Source organism: Streptomyces sp. NPDC057963, from assembly GCF_042887155.1.
Lineage (GTDB): Bacteria > Actinomycetota > Actinomycetes > Streptomycetales > Streptomycetaceae > Streptomyces.
Window position 1 is genome coordinate 208,774 of sequence record NZ_JBHVPX010000008.1, and the last position, 20,402, is coordinate 229,175.

Annotated in this window: 17 protein-coding genes; 14 read left to right on the forward strand and 3 right to left on the reverse strand. The window is 70.4% G+C overall.

The window, feature by feature from the left end:
• Positions 1 to 4: 4 nt before the first annotated feature.
• The 8 genes from murG (at position 5) to ACFVT1_RS20720 (ending at position 7,205) form a co-directional block, all read left to right on the forward strand.
• Positions 5 to 1,099 (forward strand): undecaprenyldiphospho-muramoylpentapeptide beta-N-acetylglucosaminyltransferase, encoded by a 1,095-nt coding sequence (gene murG / locus ACFVT1_RS20685; RefSeq protein WP_389797378.1) that lies wholly within the window; start codon positions 5 to 7, stop codon positions 1,097 to 1,099.
• A 50-nt stretch (positions 1,100 to 1,149) separates the two neighbouring features.
• Positions 1,150 to 1,944, forward strand: a complete 795-nt coding sequence (locus ACFVT1_RS20690; protein WP_389797380.1) for a cell division protein FtsQ/DivIB — start codon at positions 1,150 to 1,152, stop codon at positions 1,942 to 1,944.
• A gap of 277 nt (positions 1,945 to 2,221) precedes the next feature.
• A complete protein-coding gene (ftsZ, locus tag ACFVT1_RS20695; RefSeq protein ID WP_389797382.1) occupies positions 2,222 to 3,436 on the forward strand; it encodes a cell division protein FtsZ in 1,215 nt (404 codons plus the stop codon).
• Complete coding sequence (gene pgeF / locus ACFVT1_RS20700) at positions 3,433 to 4,185, forward strand: peptidoglycan editing factor PgeF (protein ID WP_389797384.1); 753 nt, start codon at positions 3,433 to 3,435, stop codon at positions 4,183 to 4,185. The genes ftsZ and pgeF overlap by 4 nt, the downstream gene beginning before the upstream one ends.
• A gap of 6 nt (positions 4,186 to 4,191) precedes the next feature.
• On the forward strand, positions 4,192 to 4,911 hold the full coding sequence (locus tag ACFVT1_RS20705; RefSeq protein WP_389797387.1) for a YggS family pyridoxal phosphate-dependent enzyme: 720 nt from the start codon (positions 4,192 to 4,194) through the stop codon (positions 4,909 to 4,911).
• 126 nt (positions 4,912 to 5,037) lie between these two features.
• On the forward strand, positions 5,038 to 5,655 hold the full coding sequence (locus tag ACFVT1_RS20710; protein WP_114244064.1) for a cell division protein SepF: 618 nt from the start codon (positions 5,038 to 5,040) through the stop codon (positions 5,653 to 5,655).
• A gap of 70 nt (positions 5,656 to 5,725) precedes the next feature.
• Entirely contained in the window at positions 5,726 to 6,010 is a 285-nt protein-coding gene (locus ACFVT1_RS20715) for a YggT family protein (RefSeq protein WP_362208410.1), read from the forward strand.
• A 49-nt stretch (positions 6,011 to 6,059) separates the two neighbouring features.
• On the forward strand, positions 6,060 to 7,205 hold the full coding sequence (locus ACFVT1_RS20720) for a DivIVA domain-containing protein (RefSeq protein ID WP_389797392.1): 1,146 nt from the start codon (positions 6,060 to 6,062) through the stop codon (positions 7,203 to 7,205).
• Between the two features lie 272 nt (positions 7,206 to 7,477).
• Here ACFVT1_RS20720 and ileS read toward each other — a convergent pair whose 3' ends face one another.
• The gene (gene ileS / locus ACFVT1_RS20725; protein ID WP_389797394.1) at positions 7,478 to 10,645 is read right to left on the reverse strand and encodes an isoleucine--tRNA ligase; all 3,168 of its coding nucleotides are present in this window, start codon (positions 10,643 to 10,645) and stop codon (positions 7,478 to 7,480) included.
• Positions 10,646 to 11,186: 541 nt separating this feature from the next.
• On the opposite strand from ileS, the gene ACFVT1_RS20730 reads away from it, so the two are divergent.
• From ACFVT1_RS20730 to ACFVT1_RS20745, 4 genes are read left to right on the forward strand one after another with little or no spacing between them, the layout of a single operon-like run.
• Positions 11,187 to 12,008, forward strand: coding sequence for a TraR/DksA family transcriptional regulator (locus tag ACFVT1_RS20730; protein WP_389797396.1), 822 nt, complete (start codon positions 11,187 to 11,189; stop codon positions 12,006 to 12,008).
• A 58-nt stretch (positions 12,009 to 12,066) separates the two neighbouring features.
• Entirely contained in the window at positions 12,067 to 12,657 is a 591-nt protein-coding gene (gene lspA / locus ACFVT1_RS20735) for a signal peptidase II (protein WP_389797399.1), read from the forward strand.
• A gap of 23 nt (positions 12,658 to 12,680) precedes the next feature.
• Entirely contained in the window at positions 12,681 to 13,622 is a 942-nt protein-coding gene (locus ACFVT1_RS20740; protein ID WP_362208424.1) for an RluA family pseudouridine synthase, read from the forward strand.
• Positions 13,619 to 14,101 carry a GNAT family N-acetyltransferase gene (locus ACFVT1_RS20745; protein ID WP_389797401.1) on the forward strand — a complete coding sequence of 161 codons (483 nt, stop codon included), beginning with the start codon at positions 13,619 to 13,621 and terminating at the stop codon, positions 14,099 to 14,101. Before ACFVT1_RS20740 ends, ACFVT1_RS20745 begins: the two co-directional genes overlap by 4 nt.
• Before the next feature lie 132 nt (positions 14,102 to 14,233).
• On the opposite strand, the gene ACFVT1_RS20750 is transcribed toward ACFVT1_RS20745, so the two are convergent.
• Complete coding sequence (locus ACFVT1_RS20750; RefSeq protein ID WP_389797404.1) at positions 14,234 to 16,549, reverse strand: hypothetical protein; 2,316 nt, start codon at positions 16,547 to 16,549, stop codon at positions 14,234 to 14,236.
• Positions 16,550 to 16,790: 241 nt separating this feature from the next.
• Between ACFVT1_RS20750 and ACFVT1_RS20755 the strand changes: the two genes are divergently transcribed.
• A complete protein-coding gene (locus ACFVT1_RS20755; RefSeq protein ID WP_389797407.1) occupies positions 16,791 to 18,377 on the forward strand; it encodes a Na+/H+ antiporter in 1,587 nt (528 codons plus the stop codon).
• Between the two features lie 30 nt (positions 18,378 to 18,407).
• On the opposite strand, the gene ACFVT1_RS20760 is transcribed toward ACFVT1_RS20755, so the two are convergent.
• Positions 18,408 to 19,547, reverse strand: coding sequence for a mechanosensitive ion channel family protein (locus ACFVT1_RS20760; RefSeq protein WP_389797750.1), 1,140 nt, complete (start codon positions 19,545 to 19,547; stop codon positions 18,408 to 18,410).
• 37 nt (positions 19,548 to 19,584) lie between these two features.
• Between ACFVT1_RS20760 and ACFVT1_RS20765 the strand changes: the two genes are divergently transcribed.
• Entirely contained in the window at positions 19,585 to 20,163 is a 579-nt protein-coding gene (locus tag ACFVT1_RS20765; RefSeq protein WP_362208435.1) for a dienelactone hydrolase family protein, read from the forward strand.
• Positions 20,164 to 20,402: the final 239 nt, after the last annotated feature.

Here is a 20,402-nt window from a genome sequence, read left to right on the forward strand (position 1 = left end):
TTCGGTGCATGTCGTACTCGCCGGTGGGGGGACCGCCGGCCACATCGAGCCCGCGCTTGCCCTCGCGGACGCCCTGCGCAGGCAGGACCCGACCGTGGGAATCACTGCCCTCGGCACGGAGCGCGGACTCGAGACCAGGCTCGTACCCGAGCGGGGGTACGAACTCGCCCTGATCCCGGCCGTGCCGCTGCCGCGCAAGCCCACCCCGGAACTGATCACCGTCCCCGGACGGCTGCGCGGCACCATCAAGGCCGCCGAGCAGATCCTGGAGCGGACCAGGGCGGACTGCGTGGTCGGCTTCGGCGGCTATGTCGCCCTGCCCGGCTACCTCGCCGCCAAGCGGGCCGGTGTGCCGATCGTCGTCCACGAGGCCAACGCCCGGCCGGGCCTGGCCAACAAGATCGGCTCCCGGTACGCCCACGGGGTCGCCGTCTCCACCCCCGACAGCAAGCTGCGCGGTGCCCGCTACATCGGCATCCCGCTGCGCCGGACCATCGCCACCCTGGACCGGGCCCGGGTTCGTCCCGAGGCGCGTGCGGCCTTCGGCCTCGACCCCAACCTGCCGACGCTGCTGGTCTCCGGCGGCTCGCAGGGCGCCCGCCACCTCAACGAGGTGGTCCAGCGGGTCGCCCCGCTGCTGCAGCGCTCCGGGATCCAGATCCTGCACGTGGTCGGCCCGAAGAACGAATTGCCGCGCGTCGACAACATGCCCGGTATGCCGCCCTACATCCCGGTACCGTACGTGGACCGGATGGACCTCGCGTACGCTGCGGCCGACATGATGCTCTGCCGCGCGGGTGCGATGACCGTCGCCGAACTCTCCGCCGTCGGGCTTCCCGCCGCCTACGTACCGCTGCCCATCGGCAACGGCGAACAGCGGCTCAACGCCCAGCCGGTGGTCAACGCCGGCGGCGGTCTGCTGGTGGACGACGCGGCGCTCTCCCCCGAGTGGGTGCAGGGCAACGTCCTGCCGGTGCTCGCGGATCCGCACCGGCTGTACGAGATGTCCCGCGCCGCCGCCGAGTTCGGCCGCAGGGACGCCGACGACCTGCTCGTCGGCATGGTGTACGAGGCGATCGCCGCACGCCGCAACGCGTGAGGCGGGCGGGTCCGGGGGTGGTGCCCCCGGACCCGGCATAAGGAGCGAGCGTGGCCGGACCGACGACCGCCCAGCGTGGCGCAGCGCAGCAGGAGGACTCCTCGGCCCGCCCGCCGCGCCCGCGTCCCGAGGGGCGCAGCCTGACCGGTCGCAGACGACTGGTCGTCATCGGCGTGCTGGTGCTGCTGCTCGGCGCCGGTGCCGTCTGGGCGCTCTACGGCTCCTCCTGGTTCCGGGCCGAACAGGTCAGGACCACCGGTGTCGACGTGCTGACACCGGCCGAGGTGGAGGCCGCCGCGGCGGTACCGATCGGGGCCCCGCTGATCTCCGTGGACACCGACGCCATCGCCGACCGGTTGCGCCAGAAGCTGCCGCGTATCGACTCGGTGGATGTCGTACGGTCATGGCCGCACGGAATCGGACTTAAGGTGACCGAACGACAGCCGGTCCTGTTGATGAAAAAGGACACGAAGTTCATTGAAGTGGACGCGAAAGGCGTGCGCTTCGCAACATTGGACAAATCGCCCGGACAGGTACCCCTGCTGGAATTGACGCCTGATCAGTCCGCGAGTCTGCGCCGCTTCGGCAGCGCCCGGCTGGTGCGGGAAGCGGTCCGGGTCGCGGGCGGGCTCCCGGGCGGAATCGCCGAGGAGACCAAGGTCGTACGGGTCACCTCGTACGACTCGATCTCCCTGCGGCTCACCCGGGGCCGCACGGTGATCTGGGGCAGTGGCGAGGACGGTCCGGTCAAGGTGAAAGTCCTCACGGCTCTCATGAAAGCCGCCCCCAAAGCGGGACACTTCGACGTGAGTGCACCCACCGCGCCTGTCGTATCGGGTAGTTGACGGACATTTGGCCTGGCCAGCACCCTGGTTGGTCTTCGCTACGGGTGATCACATAGGGTGAAAAGAAAGACGGGAGGTTCGGCGTGTTCGTTGAACGTGCGCCACTTGTCGACTTAGTGTCCTGTTCGGAAGAGTCCATGAAGCAGACACACTGGTAACCCTAAACTTCAACGTTAGGGTTCGGGTCGGCGTTTCGGACCGTCCCAATCGGCATCCGTCGTCGCGGCGGGACTACCGCAGAGCGACGACACGTAACTCGAGGCGAGAGGCCTTCGACGTGGCAGCACCGCAGAACTACCTCGCAGTCATCAAGGTCATCGGTGTCGGCGGCGGTGGTGTCAATGCCATCAACCGAATGATCGAGGTCGGCCTCAAGGGCGTCGAGTTCATCGCGATCAACACGGACGCGCAAGCCCTGTTGATGAGCGACGCCGACGTCAAGCTCGACGTCGGCCGCGAACTCACCCGCGGACTCGGCGCCGGGGCCAACCCGGCCGTCGGCCGCAAGGCGGCAGAGGACCACCGTGAGGAGATCGAGGAGGTCCTCAAGGGGGCCGACATGGTCTTCGTCACCGCCGGAGAGGGCGGCGGCACCGGCACCGGCGGCGCACCCGTCGTTGCCAACATCGCGCGCTCGCTCGGCGCCCTCACGATCGGCGTGGTCACCCGCCCGTTCACCTTCGAGGGCCGGCGCCGCGCGAACCAGGCGGAGGACGGCATCGCCGAGCTCCGCGAAGAGGTCGACACCCTCATCGTCATTCCCAACGACCGGCTGCTGTCCATCTCGGACCGCCAGGTCAGCGTGCTCGACGCCTTCAAGTCGGCCGACCAGGTGCTGCTCTCGGGCGTCCAGGGAATCACCGACCTCATCACGACCCCCGGCCTGATCAACCTCGACTTCGCCGACGTCAAGTCGGTGATGTCCGAGGCCGGATCGGCGCTCATGGGCATCGGTTCGGCCCGCGGCGACGACCGCGCGGTGGCCGCCGCGGAGATGGCGATCTCCTCGCCCCTCCTGGAGGCGTCCATCGACGGCGCCCGCGGCGTCCTGCTCTCCATCTCCGGCGGCAGCGACCTCGGTCTCTTCGAGATCAACGAGGCCGCTCAGCTGGTGAGCGAGGCGGCGCACCCCGAGGCGAACATCATCTTCGGCGCGGTCATCGACGACGCACTGGGCGACGAGGTCCGTGTCACCGTGATCGCGGCGGGCTTCGACGGCGGACAGCCGCCGGCCCGGCGGGAGAACGTCCTGGGCGCGAACTCCACCAAGCGCGAAGAGCCGGCTCCGCCGGTCCGGGCCGCCGAGCCCTTGCGCCAGACCGGCGGACTGGGCTCGGTGCTCCCGCGCGAGGAGTCTCCGGTCCAGGCCGAGCCCGTACCGGCGGTCGGCGAGAGCCACCTGCCGCCGGTCACTCCGCCGCACATCCCGCCGGCCCGTCCCTACCAGGACTCCCAGGCCGAAGAGCTGGATGTTCCGGACTTCTTGAAGTGATAGGCCCGCATCACGCAGTGTCCTCGGAAACCTCGGGGGGCCGCGGCGCGCACTTCGCCTTCACCGACAGGTGGGGCGGGGTGAGCGCCGCTCCGTACGAGGAGCTCAACCTCGGCGGCGCGGTCGGAGACGACCCCGCCGCCGTTCTGGCCAATCGGGAGCGCGCCGCGCGGGCTCTCGGCCTGGACCCGGCGCAGGTCGTCTGGATGAACCAGGTGCACGGGCGGGACGTCGCGGTCGTCGACGGCTCGTGGGGAGACGCTTCGGACATCCCCGCGGTGGACGCGGTGGTGACGGCCCGGCGCGGACTTCCGCTCGCCGTGCTCACTGCCGACTGCACCCCCGTACTGCTCGCCGACCCGGTCGCCGGGATCGCGGCGGCGGCGCACGCGGGCCGTCCCGGTCTGGTCGCCGGAATCGTCCCCGCCGTGGTCGAGGCCATGGCCGGACTCGGCGCCGAGACCTCCCGGATCATCGCCCGTACCGGACCGGCGGTCTGCGGGCGGTGCTACGAGGTCCCGTCCGGGATGCGTGCCGAGGTCGCCGAGAGCGTCCCGGCCTCCTGGTCCGAGACCAGTTGGGGCACCCCGGCCGTGGATGTCACGGCGGGGGTCCACGCCCAGCTCGAAGCCCTCGGGGTGAAGGACCGTCAGGCGTCGCCGGTCTGCACTCTCGAATCGGGCGACCATTTCTCGTACCGCCGCGACCGCACCACCGGGCGGCTCGCCGGATATGTCTGGTTGGACTGATAGGGCATGACGGACCGTAAGACTCAACTCGCCGAAAATCTGGCACGGGTGGAGGAACGCATTGCTTCCGCCTGTATCGCCGCCGGCCGCAAGCGGGAAGAAGTGACCCTCATCGTGGTCACCAAGACCTACCCCGCGAGCGATGTGCGGATTCTGCATGAACTCGGTGTGCGTCATGTCGCGGAGAATCGTGACCAGGACGCAGCGCCGAAGGCAGCCGAATGTGCGGATCTGTCGCTCACATGGCACTTTGTCGGTCAATTGCAGACGAATAAGGTTCGTTCTGTGGCGAGTTATGCCGATGTCGTACAGTCGGTGGATCGGACCAAATTGGTCACGGGCCTCTCGGCGGCAGCCGTGCGCGAGGGGCGTGAACTCGGCTGCCTCATCCAGGTCGCACTCGACGCGGAGAGCGGTGAGCGGGGCGACCGGGGCGGCGTCGCGCCGGACGGGATCGAGGAGTTGGCCGCGGCGGTCGAAGCCGCGCCCGGGCTGCGGCTCGGCGGTCTGATGACCGTCGCGCCGCTCGCCGGACCGTACGCGGGACGGCAACGCGCCGCCTTCGACCGGCTGATGGAATTCTCATCCCGCCTGCGCGGGAACCATCCTGCTGCGAACATGGTCTCCGCAGGGATGAGCGCGGACCTCGAGGACGCCGTCGCGGCCGGAGCGACACATGTGCGCGTCGGTACGGCGGTACTCGGAGTCCGACCGAGGCTCGGGTAACGTCGCCAAGCAGGTCGGACCACAGCAGAAAATATGGTCATTCCCGCCTATGGCGGGCAGGCCTCAGTGGATCGCGGGGCACTTGGTGACAGATGCCGATCCACCACAGAGCGGAGGACTCAGAGCATGGCCGGCGCGATGCGCAAGATGGCGGTCTACCTCGGCCTCGTGGAGGACGATGGGTACGACGGTCCGGGGTTCGACCCCGACGACGAATTCGAACCCGAGCCGGAGCCCGAGCGCGACCGGCGGCGGCACCAGCCCGCGCATCAGGTGGAGCGCGACCGGGAACGGGACGAACCGGTGCGAGTGGTGCAGCCTCCCGCGCAGCGGGAGCCGGTCCAGATCCCGGCGGAAAGGGAGCGACCCGCCCGAATCGCACCCGTGGCATCCATCACACCTGAACGTCCGAACATGGAGAAGAACGCACCGGTGATCATGCCCAAGGTCGTGTCCGAGCGGGAGCCCTACCGCATCACCACGCTGCACCCCAGGACCTACAACGAGGCCCGTACCATCGGGGAACACTTCCGTGAGGGCACTCCGGTGATCATGAATCTCACAGAGATGGACGATACGGACGCGAAGCGACTTGTCGACTTTGCCGCAGGACTCGTCTTCGGTCTCCATGGCAGCATTGAGCGCGTGACGCAGAAGGTGTTCCTGTTGTCGCCTGCTAACGTCGATGTCACGGCGGAGGACAAGGCCCGCATTGCTGAGGGCGGATTCTTCAACCAGAGCTGAGAACACGACACCGGGAACAACCCGGCCGTAGGGCCGGAGCTACGAGAGCCAGGGGAGAGGGAAGCGCGAAATGGGCGTCGCACTGCAGGTTGTCTATATCGCGCTGATGTGTTTCCTCATCGTGCTGATCTTCCGGCTGGTCATGGACTACGTCTTCCAGTTCGCGCGTTCATGGCAGCCCGGCAAGCCGATGGTGGTCATACTTGAGGCCACCTACACGATCACCGATCCACCGCTCAAGCTTCTGCGGCGGTTCATCCCGCCGCTGCGTCTCGGGGGCGTGGCACTCGACCTGTCCTTCTTCGTTCTGATGATCATCGTCTACATCTTGATCAACATCGTGATCAGGCTGTGAGCGATACGGTCTTGCCGACTGCCGACGACTACGTAGAGGTGAAGAAGAGATGCCGCTGACTCCTGAGGACGTGCGGAACAAGCAGTTCACGACCGTCCGCCTCCGAGAAGGCTATGACGAGGACGAGGTCGATGCCTTCCTCGACGAGGTCGAGTCCGAGCTGACCCGCCTGCTCCGTGAGAACGAGGACCTGCGCGCGAAGCTGGCCGCCGCCACGCGTGCCGCCGCGCAGAACCAGCAGCAGGGGATGCGCAAGCCGGAGCCGCAGGACCGGCCCGGGGCACCGGTGCCCGCCGCCATATCGGGTCCGCCGGTCCAGCAGCAGCCCCCGCAGATGGGTCCCCCCCAGCTGCCCGGTGGTGCTCCGCAGCTGCCCGCCGGTCCCAGCGGTCACGGTCCTGGTCCCCAGGGCCCGCACGGCCCCGGCCCGCAGGGCCCGCACGGCCCCGGTCCGATGCAGGGCGGTCCCATGGGCGGCCCGATGGGCGGCCCCATGGGCGGTCACGCCCCGCAGCAGCAGATGCAGCAGATGCAGCAGCCGCCGCAGATGCAGCAGCCCGGTCAGGCCCCCGGCGGCGACAGCGCCGCCCGTGTCCTCTCGCTCGCGCAGCAGACCGCCGACCAGGCGATCGCGGAGGCCCGTTCCGAGGCCAACAAGATCGTCGGCGAGGCGCGCAGCCGTGCCGAGGGCCTGGAGCGCGACGCGCGCGCCAAGGCGGACGCGCTGGAGCGGGACGCGCAGGAGAAGCACCGCGTGGCGATGGGCTCGCTGGAGTCGGCCCGCGCGACGCTGGAGCGCAAGGTCGAGGACCTGCGGGGCTTCGAGCGCGAGTACCGGACCCGGCTGAAGTCCTACCTGGAGAGCCAGCTGCGTCAGCTGGAGACCCAGGCCGACGACTCGCTGGCGCCGCCGCGGACCCCGGCGACCGCTTCGCTGCCGCCGTCGCCCTCGCTGGCCCCGGCCGGTGCGGGTGCCATGGGCCACTCCATGGCCGGCGGCAACCACGGCGGTCACGGCAACCCGCAGATGGGCGGCAACCCGTCCATGGGCGGTGGGCCCTCGTACGGTGGTCAGCAGCAGATGTCGCCGGCGATGACCCAGCCGATGGCGCCGGTGCGGCCGCAGGCGCCGCAGCCGATGCAGCAGGCTCCTTCGCCGATGCGCGGGTTCCTGATCGACGAGGACGACAACTGAGCCGGGTGCGCGCGGTGAGCGCGTAGCCGTCGGCAGGCTGAGGGCCGGGCCCCGGGGGTTTCCCCGGGGCCCGGCCCTTTTGCCGTGGGCGTGAGAAAGGTGCGGGTGGGGCGGCCTGCGGCGGGCTCGTCCGCTGCTGCCCCTTCGGACAACCGGGGGGTTTCGCCCCAGAACCCCGCTCTCAAAAGACCGGAGGGGCCGGACACGGCCGGGAGCATGCAGGAGGCCCGCCCGGAACGCCTGTTCCGGGCGGGCCTCGATGCGCTGGGGTTCTACTGCTCCGTCTTGCGGAGGCGGAACGTCAGGGACAGGCCCTCGTCCTCGAACGGGGCGCCGTACGCCGTGTCCGCCTCGCCCTGCGCGTAGTCCAGGGCCAGGACCTCGTCCGCGATCAGGGCCGCGTGCTCGGTCAGGGCCTCCACCGTGGCGGGGGAGGCCGACGTCCAGCGGACGGCGATGCGGTCCGCGACGTCCAGGCCGCTGTTCTTGCGGGCCTCCTGGATGAGGCGGATCGCGTCACGGGCCAGGCCCGCGCGCCGCAGTTCCGGGGTGATCTCCAGGTCCAGGGCGACCGTCGCGCCCGAGTCGGACGCGACCGACCAGCCCTCGCGCGGCGTCTCGGTGATGATCACCTCGTCGGGGGAGAGGGTGACCGTCTCGCCGTCCACCTCGACGGAGGCCGTGCCCTCGCGCAGGGCCAGCGACAGGGCCGCCGCGTCGGCGTTCGCGACCGCCTTGGCCACCGCCTGGACACCCTTGCCGAACCGCTTGCCGAGCGCCCGGAAGTTCGCCTTCGCGGTGGTGTCGACGAGCGAGCCGCCGCCCGCCGGACCAGCGGCGGAATCGGTGAGGGAGGCCAGCGAGGAGATGTTCAGCTCCTCCGTGATCTGGGCGTGCAGCTCGGTGGAGAGTGCCTCGAAGCCGGCCGCCGCGACCAGGGCCCGGGACAGCGGCTGGCGGGTCTTGACGCCCGACTCGGCGCGGGTGGCCCGGCCCAGCTCGACCAGGCGGCGCACCAGCGCCATCTGGCTGGACAGCGTGGGGTCGATCGCCGCGAGGTCGGCCTTCGGCCAGGTGGCGAGGTGGACCGACTCGGGGGCGTCCGGGGCGACCGGAACGACCAGGTCCTGCCAGACCCGCTCGGTGATGAACGGGGTCAGCGGGGCCATCAGCCGGGTCACCGTCTCGACGACCTCGTGCAGGGTGCGCAGCGCCGCCTTGTCGCCCTGCCAGAAGCGGCGGCGCGAGCGGCGCACGTACCAGTTGGACAGGTCGTCGACGAAAGCGGACAAGAGCTTGCCGGCGCGCTGGGTGTCGTACCCCTCAAGAGCCTGCGTGACCTGGTCCACCAGCGCGTTCAGCTCGCTCAGCAGCCAGCGGTCCAGGACCGTGCGGTCCGCCGGGGCCGGGTCGGCCGCGGACGGCGCCCAGCCGGACGTACGGGCGTACAGGGCCTGGAAGGCGACCGTGTTCCAGTACGTCAGGAGGGTCTTACGGACGACCTCCTGGATCGTCGTGTGGCCGACGCGGCGTGCCGCCCACGGGGAGCCGCCCGCCGCCATGAACCAGCGCACCGCGTCCGCGCCGTGCTGGTCCATGAGCGGGATGGGCTGAAGGATGTTCCCGAGGTGCTTGGACATCTTGCGGCCGTCCTCGGCGAGGATGTGGCCCAGGCAGACCACGTTCTCGTACGACGACTTGTCGAAGACCAGCGTGCCGACCGCCATCAGTGTGTAGAACCAGCCGCGGGTCTGGTCGATGGCCTCCGAGATGAACTGCGCCGGGTAGCGGCTCTCGAAGATCTCCTTGTTCTTGTACGGGTAGCCCCACTGGGCGAACGGCATCGAGCCCGAGTCGTACCAGGCGTCGATGACCTCCGGGACGCGGTACGCCTCCAGCTGGCAGTTCTCGTGCGAGCAGGTGAACGTGATCTCGTCGATGAACGGGCGGTGCGGGTCGAGGCCGGAGAGGTCGGTGCCGGTGAGCTCACTCAGCTCGGCGCGTGAGCCGACGCAGGTGAGGTGGCTGTCCTCGCAGCGCCAGACCGGCAGCGGGGTGCCCCAGTAGCGGTTGCGGGACAGCGCCCAGTCGACGTTGTTGTTCAGCCAGTCCCCGAAGCGGCCGTTCTTGACCGAGTCCGGGAACCAGTTGGTCTTCTCGTTCTCTTCGAGGAGCCGGTCCTTGATGGCGGTCGTACGGATGTACCAGGACGGCTGCGCGTAGTAGAGCAGCGCGGTGTGGCAGCGCCAGCAGTGCGGGTAGCTGTGCTCGTACGGGACGTGCCGGAAGAGCTTGCCGCGGGCGGCCAGGTCCTCGGTGAGCGCCTCGTCGGCCTTCTTGAAGAAGACGCCGCCCACCAGCGGCAGATCCTCCTCGAAGGTGCCGTCGGGGCGGACCGGGTTCACGACCGGGAGGCCGTAGGCCTTGCAGACGAGGAGGTCGTCGGCGCCGAAGGCGGGGGACTGGTGGACCAGACCCGTACCGTCCTCGGTCGTCACGTACTCCGCGTTGACGACGTAGTGCGCCTCGGAGGGGAACTCGACCAGGGCGAACGGGCGCTCGTACGTCCAGCGCTCCATCTCACGGCCGGTGAAGGTCTGGCCGGTGGTCTCCCAGCCCTCGCCCAGTGCCTTCTCGACGAGCGGCTGCGCGACGACGAGCTTCTCCTCGCCGTTGGTCGCGACGACGTAGGTGACGTCGGGGTGCGCGGCGACGGCGGTGTTGGAGACCAGGGTCCAGGGCGTGGTCGTCCAGACGAGGAGCGAGGCGGCGCCGGCCAGCGGGCCGGAGGTGAGGGGGAAGCGGACGAAGACCGACGGGTCGACGACCGTCTCGTACCCCTGCGCGAGCTCGTGGTCGGAGAGGCCGGTGCCGCAGCGGGGGCACCAGGGGGCGACGCGGTGGTCCTGGACCAGCAGGCCCTTGTTGAAGATCTCCTTCAGCGACCACCACACCGAGTCGACGTACTCGGGGTCCATCGTGCGGTACGCGTCGTCGAGGTCGACCCAGTAGCCCATTCGGGTCGTGAGCTCGGTGAACGCGTCGGTGTGGCGGGTCACCGACTCACGGCACCTGGCGTTGAACTCGGCGATGCCGTACGCCTCGATGTCCTTCTTGCCGTTGAAGCCCAGCTCCTTCTCGACCGCGAGCTCGACCGGCAGACCGTGGCAGTCCCAGCCGGCCTTGCGGCCGACGTGGTAGCCCTGCATGGTGCGGAAGCGGGGGAAGACGTCCTTGAAGACGCGGGCCTCGATGTGGTGGGCACCGGGCATGCCGTTGGCGGTGGGCGGGCCCTCGTAGAAGACCCACTCGGGGCGGCCCTCGGACTGTTCGAGGCTCTTGGCGAAGACCTTGCTCTCGCGCCAGAAATCGAGCACGGCGTGCTCCAGCGCGGAAAGGTCGACCTGGGCGGGTACCTGGCGGTACTGCGGCGATGTCATGGGCGGACTTCCTCCGGCGGACGTTTTCCACTTCCGTCGGAGGGACGAGAGCCTCATCGACTCCCGCGGTACCACCCTCCTTGGCCCCGGGTGTGTGCCCGTGGCCCCCTCATTGGGGTCGCGATGCCGGTTCTACTGGCCTTGCGGCGTTCTTCCGACGGCTCCGGGTGATCTTCACGACGCGCTCGCCCCCGGGCTTCCACCGTCCCCGGGTCGCTCCTGGCTGCGTACGACGCTACTCGTCCCATCCACGCCTCTCGCTCAGGCCAGTGTACGGGCCCGTACGGGCGACGGCCGACCGGTTTAACCCGCGGGGCGGGGCGTGACCCGAATGGGCAGAGGCGGACGCACGGACTCCGGGTGGGCGGCCGGGCGGCGGATTACCCGGCGGTGAGCTGGGCACAACCGATTCAGACGTGTCGGTGTCCGAGCGCGGGGAGGGGCGATTCGGCGGCGTTCCCCGTTGCCGCGGCGCTGGGGTCGATTTATCGTCCCAGCACGATTCGCGTGCAAGATCACAATATGTGAAGGGGCCGCGGCCATGGTGGTGAAGAAGACCGCCGCAAAGAAGTCGGCGTCAGCGAGAACCACGGGTGCGGCGGCCGGCAGGAAGGCGGCCGGTAATAAGAAGGCGGCCGTGAAGGAAGCGGCCGTGAAGAAGGCCGCGGCCGAGAAGGCCCCGGCAGGGAAAGCCGCGGTGAAGAAGACGGCGGCCCGGAAGAAGACGGTGCCCGCCGAAAGCGCGGGTGCCGAGCACGCGGCGCCGGTCAGGAAGGCAGCCGCGAAGAAGACCGCGGCCGAGAAGGCTTCGAAGAAGGCCGCCGCAGCGGCCACGGTGGCGGCCGAGGCCGCCGAGCAGACGGGAGCCCACACGGTGGTAGCCAAGAAGAGCGCGGCCCGGACCCGCACGGCCGGCAGGGGCGCCGCGCCCGTGCCCCCGGCCCGCGGGATCACCACGACGGCCCCCGGCGAGCTGGCGGTCCGGCCGGGCGAGGATCCCTGGACACCGGACGAGGTCGAGGAGGCGCGGGCCGTGCTGAGCAGCGAGATCATGCGGCTGCGCAGCGAGCTGGAGGCCGCTTCCGCCGCACTCGCCGGGCTGATGCGCGACTCCGGCGACGGGGCGGGTGACGACGAGGCGGACACCGGCACCAAGAACATCACCCGCGAGCACGAGATCTCGCTCGCCGCCAACGCCCAGGAGATGCTCGACCAGACCGAGCGGGCCCTGGCCCGGCTCGACGCCGGGACGTACGGACTGTGCGAGGTCTGCGGCAATCCGATCGGCAAGGCGCGGATGCAGGCGTTCCCGCGCGCCACGCTCTGCGTCGAGGACAAACAGAAGCAGGAGCGGCGCGGTTGATCCGGGGCCGTGTGTCGTACTCTCGTCCTCAGTCAGGAACCTAGGTTGAGGGATTCACGTGGCAGAGGCGGAGCGCATCATCGGTACGCCGGACATCCCCGATGCTGAGGGGACTGAAGGGGGCGAGGCCGAGGGCCGGGTCGAGGAGACCGTACCGGGCAGGAGCGGGCGGAAGATCGCGGTGCTCTTCGCCGTGGCCGTCTTCGCCTATCTGCTCGACCTGATCAGCAAGGTGATCGTGGTCGCGAAGCTGGAGCACCGCGCGCCGGTCGAGGTCGTCGACGGCTGGCTGAAGTTCGAGGTGATCCGGAACTCGGGCGCCGCGTTCAGCTTCGGCGAGGCGTACACGGTCATCTTCACCTTCATCGCGGCGAGCGTGATCGTGGTGATCGCCCGCCTGGCCCGCAAGCTCCACAGCCTGCCGTGGGCCATCGCGCTCGGTCTGCTCCTCGGCGGCGCCCTCGGCAACCTCACCGACCGCATCTTCCGCGCCCCCGGCACCTTCCAGGGCGCGGTGGTGGACTTCATCGCGCCCGCGCACTTCGCGGTGTTCAACCTCGCCGACTCCGCGATCGTCTGCGGCGGCATCCTGATCGTGATCCTTTCCTTCAAGGGCCTGGACCCCGACGGCACCGTGCACAAGGACTAGCGGGCGCAAGGCATACTCGACAGGTGAGTACGTATCCCGAGGTCCGCACCCTGCCCGTACCCGACGGTCTGGAGGGCGAGCGTGTCGACGCCGCCATCTCCCGGATGTTCGGTTTCTCCCGCACCAAGGCCGCCGACCTGGCCGCCGCCGGGAAGGTGCAGGTGGACGGTGCGGTGGTCGGGAAGTCCGAGCGGGTGCAGGGCGGCGCGTGGCTGGAAGTGGAGATGCCCCAGGCGCCCGCTCCGGTGCAGATCGTCGCCGAGCCCGTCGAGGGCATGGAGATCGTGCACGACGACGACGACATCGTCGTGATCGTGAAGCCGGTCGGGGTCGCCGCCCACCCGAGCCCCGGCTGGACCGGCACGACCGTCATCGGCGGTCTCGCCGCGGCCGGGTACCGGATCTCGACGTCCGGTGCCGCCGAGCGCCAGGGCATCGTCCACCGCCTCGACGTCGGCACCTCCGGGCTGATGGTCGTCGCCAAGTCCGAGCGGGCCTACACCCTGCTGAAGGCGCAGTTCCGCGACCGGGTCGTCGAGAAGAAGTACCACGCGCTGGTGCAGGGCCACCCGGACCCGATGAGCGGCACCATCGACGCCCCCATCGGTCGCCACCCCCAGCACGACTACAAGTGGGCGGTCACGGCCGAGGGCAAGCCCTCCGTGACCCACTACGACCTCATCGAGGCCTACCGCGCCGCCAGCCTCCTGGACATCAAGCTGGAGACGGGCCGCACGCACCAGATCCGGGTGCACATGTCCGCCCACCACCACCCCTGCGTCGGCGACCTCACCTACGGCGCCGACCCGACGATGGCCAAGCGCCTCGGTCTGACGCGGCAGTGGCTGCACGCCGTCCGGCTCGGCTTCGAGCACCCGTCCGACGGCAGCTGGGTGGAGTTCGCCAGCACGTACCCCGACGATCTCCAGCAGGCCCTGGACACGATCGCGGCGGAGAGCGAATGACCGGCACGCCCGCTGCGTACACCACCCGTACCGTCGTCGACGAGCAGGATCTCACCGCCTGTTTCCAGGTCCGCAAGGATGTCTTCGTCGGTGAGCAGAACGTGCCCGAGGAGATCGAGTACGACGCCCACGACGCGGACGCGGTGCATGTGATCGCCGTCGCGGCGGACGGCTCGGCGCTCGGTACCGGGCGGCTGCTGCACGGTCCGGCCGCCGCCGACCGGACCGGCGGCGACCCCACCGTCGGCTCGCTCGGCCGGCTGGCGGTGACCGGGCGGGCGCGTGGTCTCGGCGTCGGCGTGGCGCTGGTCCGGGCCATCGAGGCCGCGGCCCGCGAGCTCGGCCTGACAGCCGTCGATCTGCACGCCCAGACCCACGCGCTCGGCTTCTACGAGCGGCTCGGGTACGTCGCGTACGGCCCCGAATTCCCGGACGCGGGGATCGCGCACCGGGCGATGCGGCGCTCTCTGCGGGACTGAGGGCTGTGAAGGTCCCGCCTGTCCCGCGACGGCGCCACTTTCACCGCATGGCACTTTCACCACAGGGCCCAGTGCAGGAGCACCGCCCCGGTCGTACGGACGGGACGGCACACCGGCGGACGGTGCGGGCGGTCAGTCCGGCAGGCCCCAGCGTGTCCACGCTCCGTTCGACGGCACGTCGCGCGGACCCGTCCCGGAGGGGCGCGTGCCGTGCGGGGTGACCACCGCCGTGCCACCGCGCGGCAGGGCGACCGTGATCCGGCCGGGTCCGGTCTCCCGCCAGCGCAGCGGGCGCCCGTGGGCGTCCCGTACGTCGATCCGGCCCGTGAGGGAGTGCTCCAGGGTCAGCGGGGAGCCCGCCTCGCTGTGCACCCGCACCCAGCGGGTGGCACCGCCGGAGCGGTCCGCGTCCACGAGGAAGGCGCCCGGGGTGCGCAGTGACGCGATCGAGGCGTCCGCCCAGCGGTCCGAGACGGACGGGAAGACCTTCACCACCCCCTCGTGGCCCTGCACCACCATGTCGAGCATCGACTGGGCGGCGGACAGCGGGCTCTCCAGGGCGAGGTTCTTGCCCTCCCGGTACATCGTGTTGACCGTCATCTGGCAGTCCGCGACCACGTTGAGGTCGGTGAAGAAGGTCAGGAAGTCGAGGGCCTTCTCCGGTTCGTCCCTCACCGAGTACATGGACGAGGCGGTGGCGTAGCTGTAGCCGTGCCACAGCTGCTGCATGGAGACCCAGTGGTCCATGGAGCGCCGCATCACCTCGCGGTCCGCGGGCCGGTCCCAGTTCCGTTCGCGCAGCGGGTACAGCCAGAGCAGATGCGAGTGGTGCCGGTGCGAGTCGGCCAGCGGTACGTCCTTGCCGATCATGACGCCGGCCACCGGGTCCTCGGCGTAGGGGGTGAGCCTCCGGTCGATGTCCTGCCAGCGTGCGAGGCGCGGATCGTCGGTGCGCAGCAGCTTCGCCGACGCGATCAGGGTGCGCACGCCCCAGCGGATCAGCGAGAGGTCGTAGGTGCAGTCCGCGGCGTTGGCGTACTCGGGGGAGCGGGTCTCCGGCAGGTGCAGCCTGCCGTCCGGGCCCTCGCGCAGGAAGTGCGCGTAGAAGTTGATGGCCTTGGCGAGGATCGGGTGCACCACGTCGCGCAGGACGGACAGGTCCATCGAGTGCCGGTAGGACTGCCAGACGTTGTGCAGGGCCCAGGTGAGGTTGCCGAAGTTGTCGGAGACGTGGTCCGAGCCCGGGGCACCGACGTCGTACGTGTCGCCCGCGCGCAGCTGCCAGTCGGAGGGGTGGCCAAGCGCGTAGCTCTCGCCGTCGCGGTAGTCGGCCGGGACCGAGGCCGGGAGGTTGTGCTCGAAGCGGCGGAAGGCACCCGTCACCGAGTCGAGTTCGGGGTGGTTGGAGCCGTGGACGGGTGCCATGCCTATCTGGACGTTGAGATTCCACCAGACCGCGGTCCAGTTGTTGCCGACCTCGGGGAACCACGGGCCCCATTCGGAGATCGTCGGCCCCTCGGCCCTGGTCGACGCGGCGAGTTTGTAGAGCTGGATGAGGTAGAAGCTCTGCAGCCGCTTGTCCGGTACGGAGAGGAAGCTGCGCCGGTAGTACGCGTGCCACCAGTCGCGGTGGCGCTCCACCAGCCGGTCGGGGCCGGCGGCGAGGGTGCGGTCCACGGCGCGCAGCGCGGCGGTCGTCGCCTCCGCCACCGGACCGGGGAAGCGGTACACGAGGTGCGCGGCCAGCAGCCGGCCGGTGCCTTCGCGCCGTTCGCGCCAGGCGGTGGTCCAGCCGCCGCCCGCGAGGAGCGGCTGCTCGACGAAGCCGTCGCCGACGCGCGGATCCGGGTTGGGCGTGTAGTCCTCGGGCCTGCCGCTGCTACGGGTGGTGGCGGCCTGCAGCCACTGGAAGGACCAGGCCGCCGGCTCCTCGCCGGGGGTGGGCCGGGTGGAGACCAGCAGAGCGCCGGTGTCGTTCTGGACGAGGGCGGAGAAGACCAGGGACCCGCGGGTGGTGGTGACGGTGCCGCGCAGCTCGGCGTCGTACGGGTCCAGGGTCCAGTCGACGGCGGTGATCTCTCCGGCGAGGGTCAGGGTGAAGTACCCGACGGGCAGGCGGGAGAAGCCGATGCCGCCGCGCCACTGGCCGCGCTGGTCCTGCACCTGGCTGTGACTGAGCATCAGTTTCAGGGTGTTGGCGTTCTTTCCCGCGTACAGCTGGGCGCCGAGGCGGCCGTTGGCGAGGAACGGGGCCTGCTGCCAGCCCGTGGGGAGCGTGCGCCAGGTCATGGCGGCGGCACGGACGGTCTTCTCGTACAGGTCGGCGCCGGGCCGTCCCGGGGGTACGGGGGAGGCCGCGGCCCACGCGGTACGGGAGCCGGCGAGCCAGAGGGCGGAGGTTCCGGCTGCGGCGGCGCCGACGAAATGCCTTCGGGAGAACGCGGTCACGTGGTTTCTCCTGCCAGTCATGTATGTGGTGGAGGTTCCTGTCCCTGAATGACGCACGCCGCATACTGCCCGCCCGGAGGAGGTTGCGGAAGGGGGGCGACCGCATAGACATCGGAGGAATGATCGGTCGGAGTGCGATGCGAAGGGGGGTGTTGTCTGAATTGCGGGCCTTGCGTGGCAGGCTTTAGATCCAGATCGGCCGGCCAAAGAGGTCGGCTCACCGCGTTTCGGAAGGCACCTCGTGGATCAAATGGCACTGCTCCTCCTGCTGTTGCTCGGAGCTGTGGTCACGGTGCCACTGGGGGAGCGTCTCGGACTGCCCGCGCCGGTGCTGATGACGCTCGCCGGGGTGGGCATGGCGTTCCTCAGCTTCGTGCCGAACGTGGACATCCCGCCCGAGATCATCCTTCCCGCGCTGCTGCCTCCGCTGCTCTACGCCTCTGTGCAGCGCACCTCCTGGCGGCAGTTCGCCGCCAATAAACGACCGATCTTTCTGCTGGCCGTGGCGCTGGTCTTCATCACGACGGCCGCCGTCGCGGCGGTGGCCAACGCGATCGTCCCCGGGCTGCCCATCGCCGCCGCCGTGGCGCTCGGCGCGCTCGTCGCCCCGCCCGACCCGGTTGCGGCGACGGCCGTCGCGGGCTCGGTCGGGCTGCCGCGCAGGCTCGTCTCCATCCTGGAGGGCGAGGGGCTGTTCAACGACGTGACCGCGATCGTGCTGTACCACGTGGCGATCGCCGCCGCGGTGAGCGGTACGTTCTCGCTGCCGGAGGCGTTCGGGCTGCTGATCCTCTCCGCGGTCGTCGCCGTGGCGGTGGGCCTCGTGCTCGGCTGGATCACCATCAAGCTCATGGGCCTTCTCGGCGATGCCACGCTCCAGGTCGGCCTCACCCTGCTGGTGCCGTTCGTGAGTTATGTGCTCGCGGAGGAGCTGATGGGGTCGGGCGTCCTCGCCGTCCTCACCACCGCGCTCTACCTGGCCGAGCACACCGCCGACGCCGACGACGTCCTCGGCCGGCTCACCGGCCGCTCCTTCTGGGAGATCGTCGACACCCTCGTCACCGGGGTCGCCTTCGGGCTGATCGGCCTCGAACTGCACAACGTCTTCGGCACGGCCAACGGCCGCGAGCTCCAGATGCTCGGCTGGGGGCTGGCCATCGTCGCGGTCGTCGTCGGCGTGCGGCTGCTGTATCTGCTGCCCGCCACCTGGCTCGCCAAGCGGCTGCACACCCGGCGCGACGTCAGCGAGGAGATCCCCACCAGTTGGCGGGAGACCGTCGTCATGTGGTGGTCCGGGATGCGCGGAGTCGCCTCGGTGGCGCTGGCGCTCGCGATCCCGCTGAAGACGGACGACGGGAAGCCGTTCCCGGGGCGTGACGAGATCGTCTTCATCGCTTTCGCCGTGATCATGGCCACGCTCGTCGTCCAGGGACTCACCCTGCCGTGGCTGGTCCGCAAGCTCAGGGTCAAGGCGGACACGGACGCCGAGGAGGCGCTGGAGAAGGACCTCGCGATCCGCGCCGCGAAGGCCGCGAAGCAGCGGCTCAAGGAGATCGAGGAGGTCGAGGAGTTCCCGGAGGAGGTCGCGGAGCGGCTCCAGCGGCTCGCGTACGACGTGGGGGCCCGGATCAGCCCCGACATGGTCGACGACGAGCGCCGCGAGGCGTACGCGCAACGCGTCGAGCGCTTCAAGGCGATCAGCCGCGTCCAGCGCGAAATGATGTCGGCCGCCCGGCACGCGGTGCTCTCGGCCCGCAACGAGGCGGGTACGGACCCGGAGGTCGTCGACCGGGTCCTGCGGCAGCTGGACGTACGCAGCCTGAAATGAGGCGGGCCCGCCGGGCGGCGCCCGCGCCGGTCAGCCGCGCCCCGTGCGGGGCGACCTGACCCGGCCCGCCGGTGTCCTGTCCGCCGGTCCCCCGGCCGCCGTGCCGGGCGGGCTCGGCCACTCGTCGCCCGGCGGAGGCGCCGCGGGAGCCGTCGCGATCCGCGGCAGCGCGTACGGATGGTGGTCGCGCAGCCAGCCGATGAGCTGCTCCCGTACCGCGCAGCGCACCGTCCAGATGTCGTCGGCGTCCTTCGCCGTGACCATCGCGCGGACCTGGATCGTCGACGGCGTGGTGTCCGTGACCGCCAGGGACCAGTCACGTCCGTCCCACGCCGCGCACTCGCCCAGGATGGCGCGCAGTTGCTCGCGCATCGCGGCGACCGGGGCCGAGTGGTCGAGGTGGAGGAAGACGGAGCCGGTCATCTGGGCGCCGCCGCGCGACCAGTTCTCGAACGGCTTGCCGGTGAAGTACGAGACCGGCATCGTGATCCGCCGCTCGTCCCAGGTCCGTACCGTGAGGAAGGTCAGCGTGATCTCCTCGATCGTGCCCCATTCGCCGTCCACCACCACCGTGTCGCCTATCCGCACCATGTCGCCGAACGCGATCTGCAGTCCCGCGAAGAGATTGCCGAGCGTCGACTGGGCGGCGATGCCCGCGACGATGCCCAGCACACCGGCCGAGGCCAGCATCGAGGCGCCGAACGTCCGCATCGCCGGGAACGTCAGCAGCATCGCGCCGACGGCCACCGTCGCCACGACGGCGGTGACCACCCGCTGGATCAGCGTCACCTGCGTACGGACCCGCCGCACCCGCGCCGGATCGCGGGTGCTCGCGGCGTACCGGGCGTAGACGGAGTCGACGACGGCCGTCGCGATCCGCACCACCAGCCAGGCCGATGTCCCGATCAGCGCCAGTGTCAGGAACCGGCCGATTCCCTCCCGGTGGTCCCCGACCACGTCGAGCCCGGTGCGGGTGTACGAGCCCCGCAGCAGCGCCGTGCCCAGGGTCGGCTGGAGCGGGACGCGGCAGCGCCGCAGCAGACCCCACAGCGGTGTCTCGTGGTGGCGGCCGTCGGTCCGTCTGAGCAGCAGGTCGACGAGCCAGCCGACCAGCAGCGTGATCACGACCGAGCCGCCGACGACGACCAGCGGACGCAGCACGCTCTCCATCCCGTCGTCCTCCAGGCTCTCGGCCGCAACTGGCACCATGGGCGTCATGAACATCATGCTTTTCCACTCGACGTACGGTCTGCGCCCCGCGGTGCACGCGGCCGCCGACCGGCTGCGCGCCGCCGGGCACGAGGTGCACGTGCCCGATCTTTTCGAGGGGCACACCTTCGAAACCGTGGAGGAGGGCCTGGCATTCAAGGACGAGGTGGGCAAGGACGAACTTCTCAGGCGGGCCGTGCTGGCCGCCGCCCCCTACTCGGAGCGGGGTCTGGTCTACTCCGGATTCTCCTTCGGGGCCTCCACCGCGCAGACCCTGGCGCTCGGCGACGAGAAGGCGCGCGGTCTGCTGATGTTCCACGGCACCTCGGACATCGCCGAGAACGCCTCGGTGGACGAGCTGCCCGTACAGCTGCACGTCGCGGACCCGGACCCGTTCGAGACGCACGACTGGCTGAACTCCTGGTACCTCCAGATGCAGCGGACCGGTGCCGATGTCGAGATCTACCGCTACCCCGGCGCGGGCCATCTCTTCACGGATCCCGAACTGCCGGACCACGACGCGGCCTCGGCCGAGCTGGCCTGGAAGGTCGCGCTCGGCTTCCTCGCCACGCTGTAGACGGGGCCGCGGGTCGCTCGCGGGCGGCGGCCGGAGCCGTGGTCCCCGGTTGGCGGACCCCCGACGAGAGGCACGTCCGCCGGCCGCCCCGCGGGTTTCCCGCGTCGTCGCCGGACGCCCGCCCGGAACGCTCCGTGCAGGCCGTGCGCCGGCTCCACCGGCCGGCACGGACGGGAGAGGCCGGTGTCGAGGGGCTCGCCCGCCCTGGGCGACGCGACTCGGCCGCCACACCGCCGGAA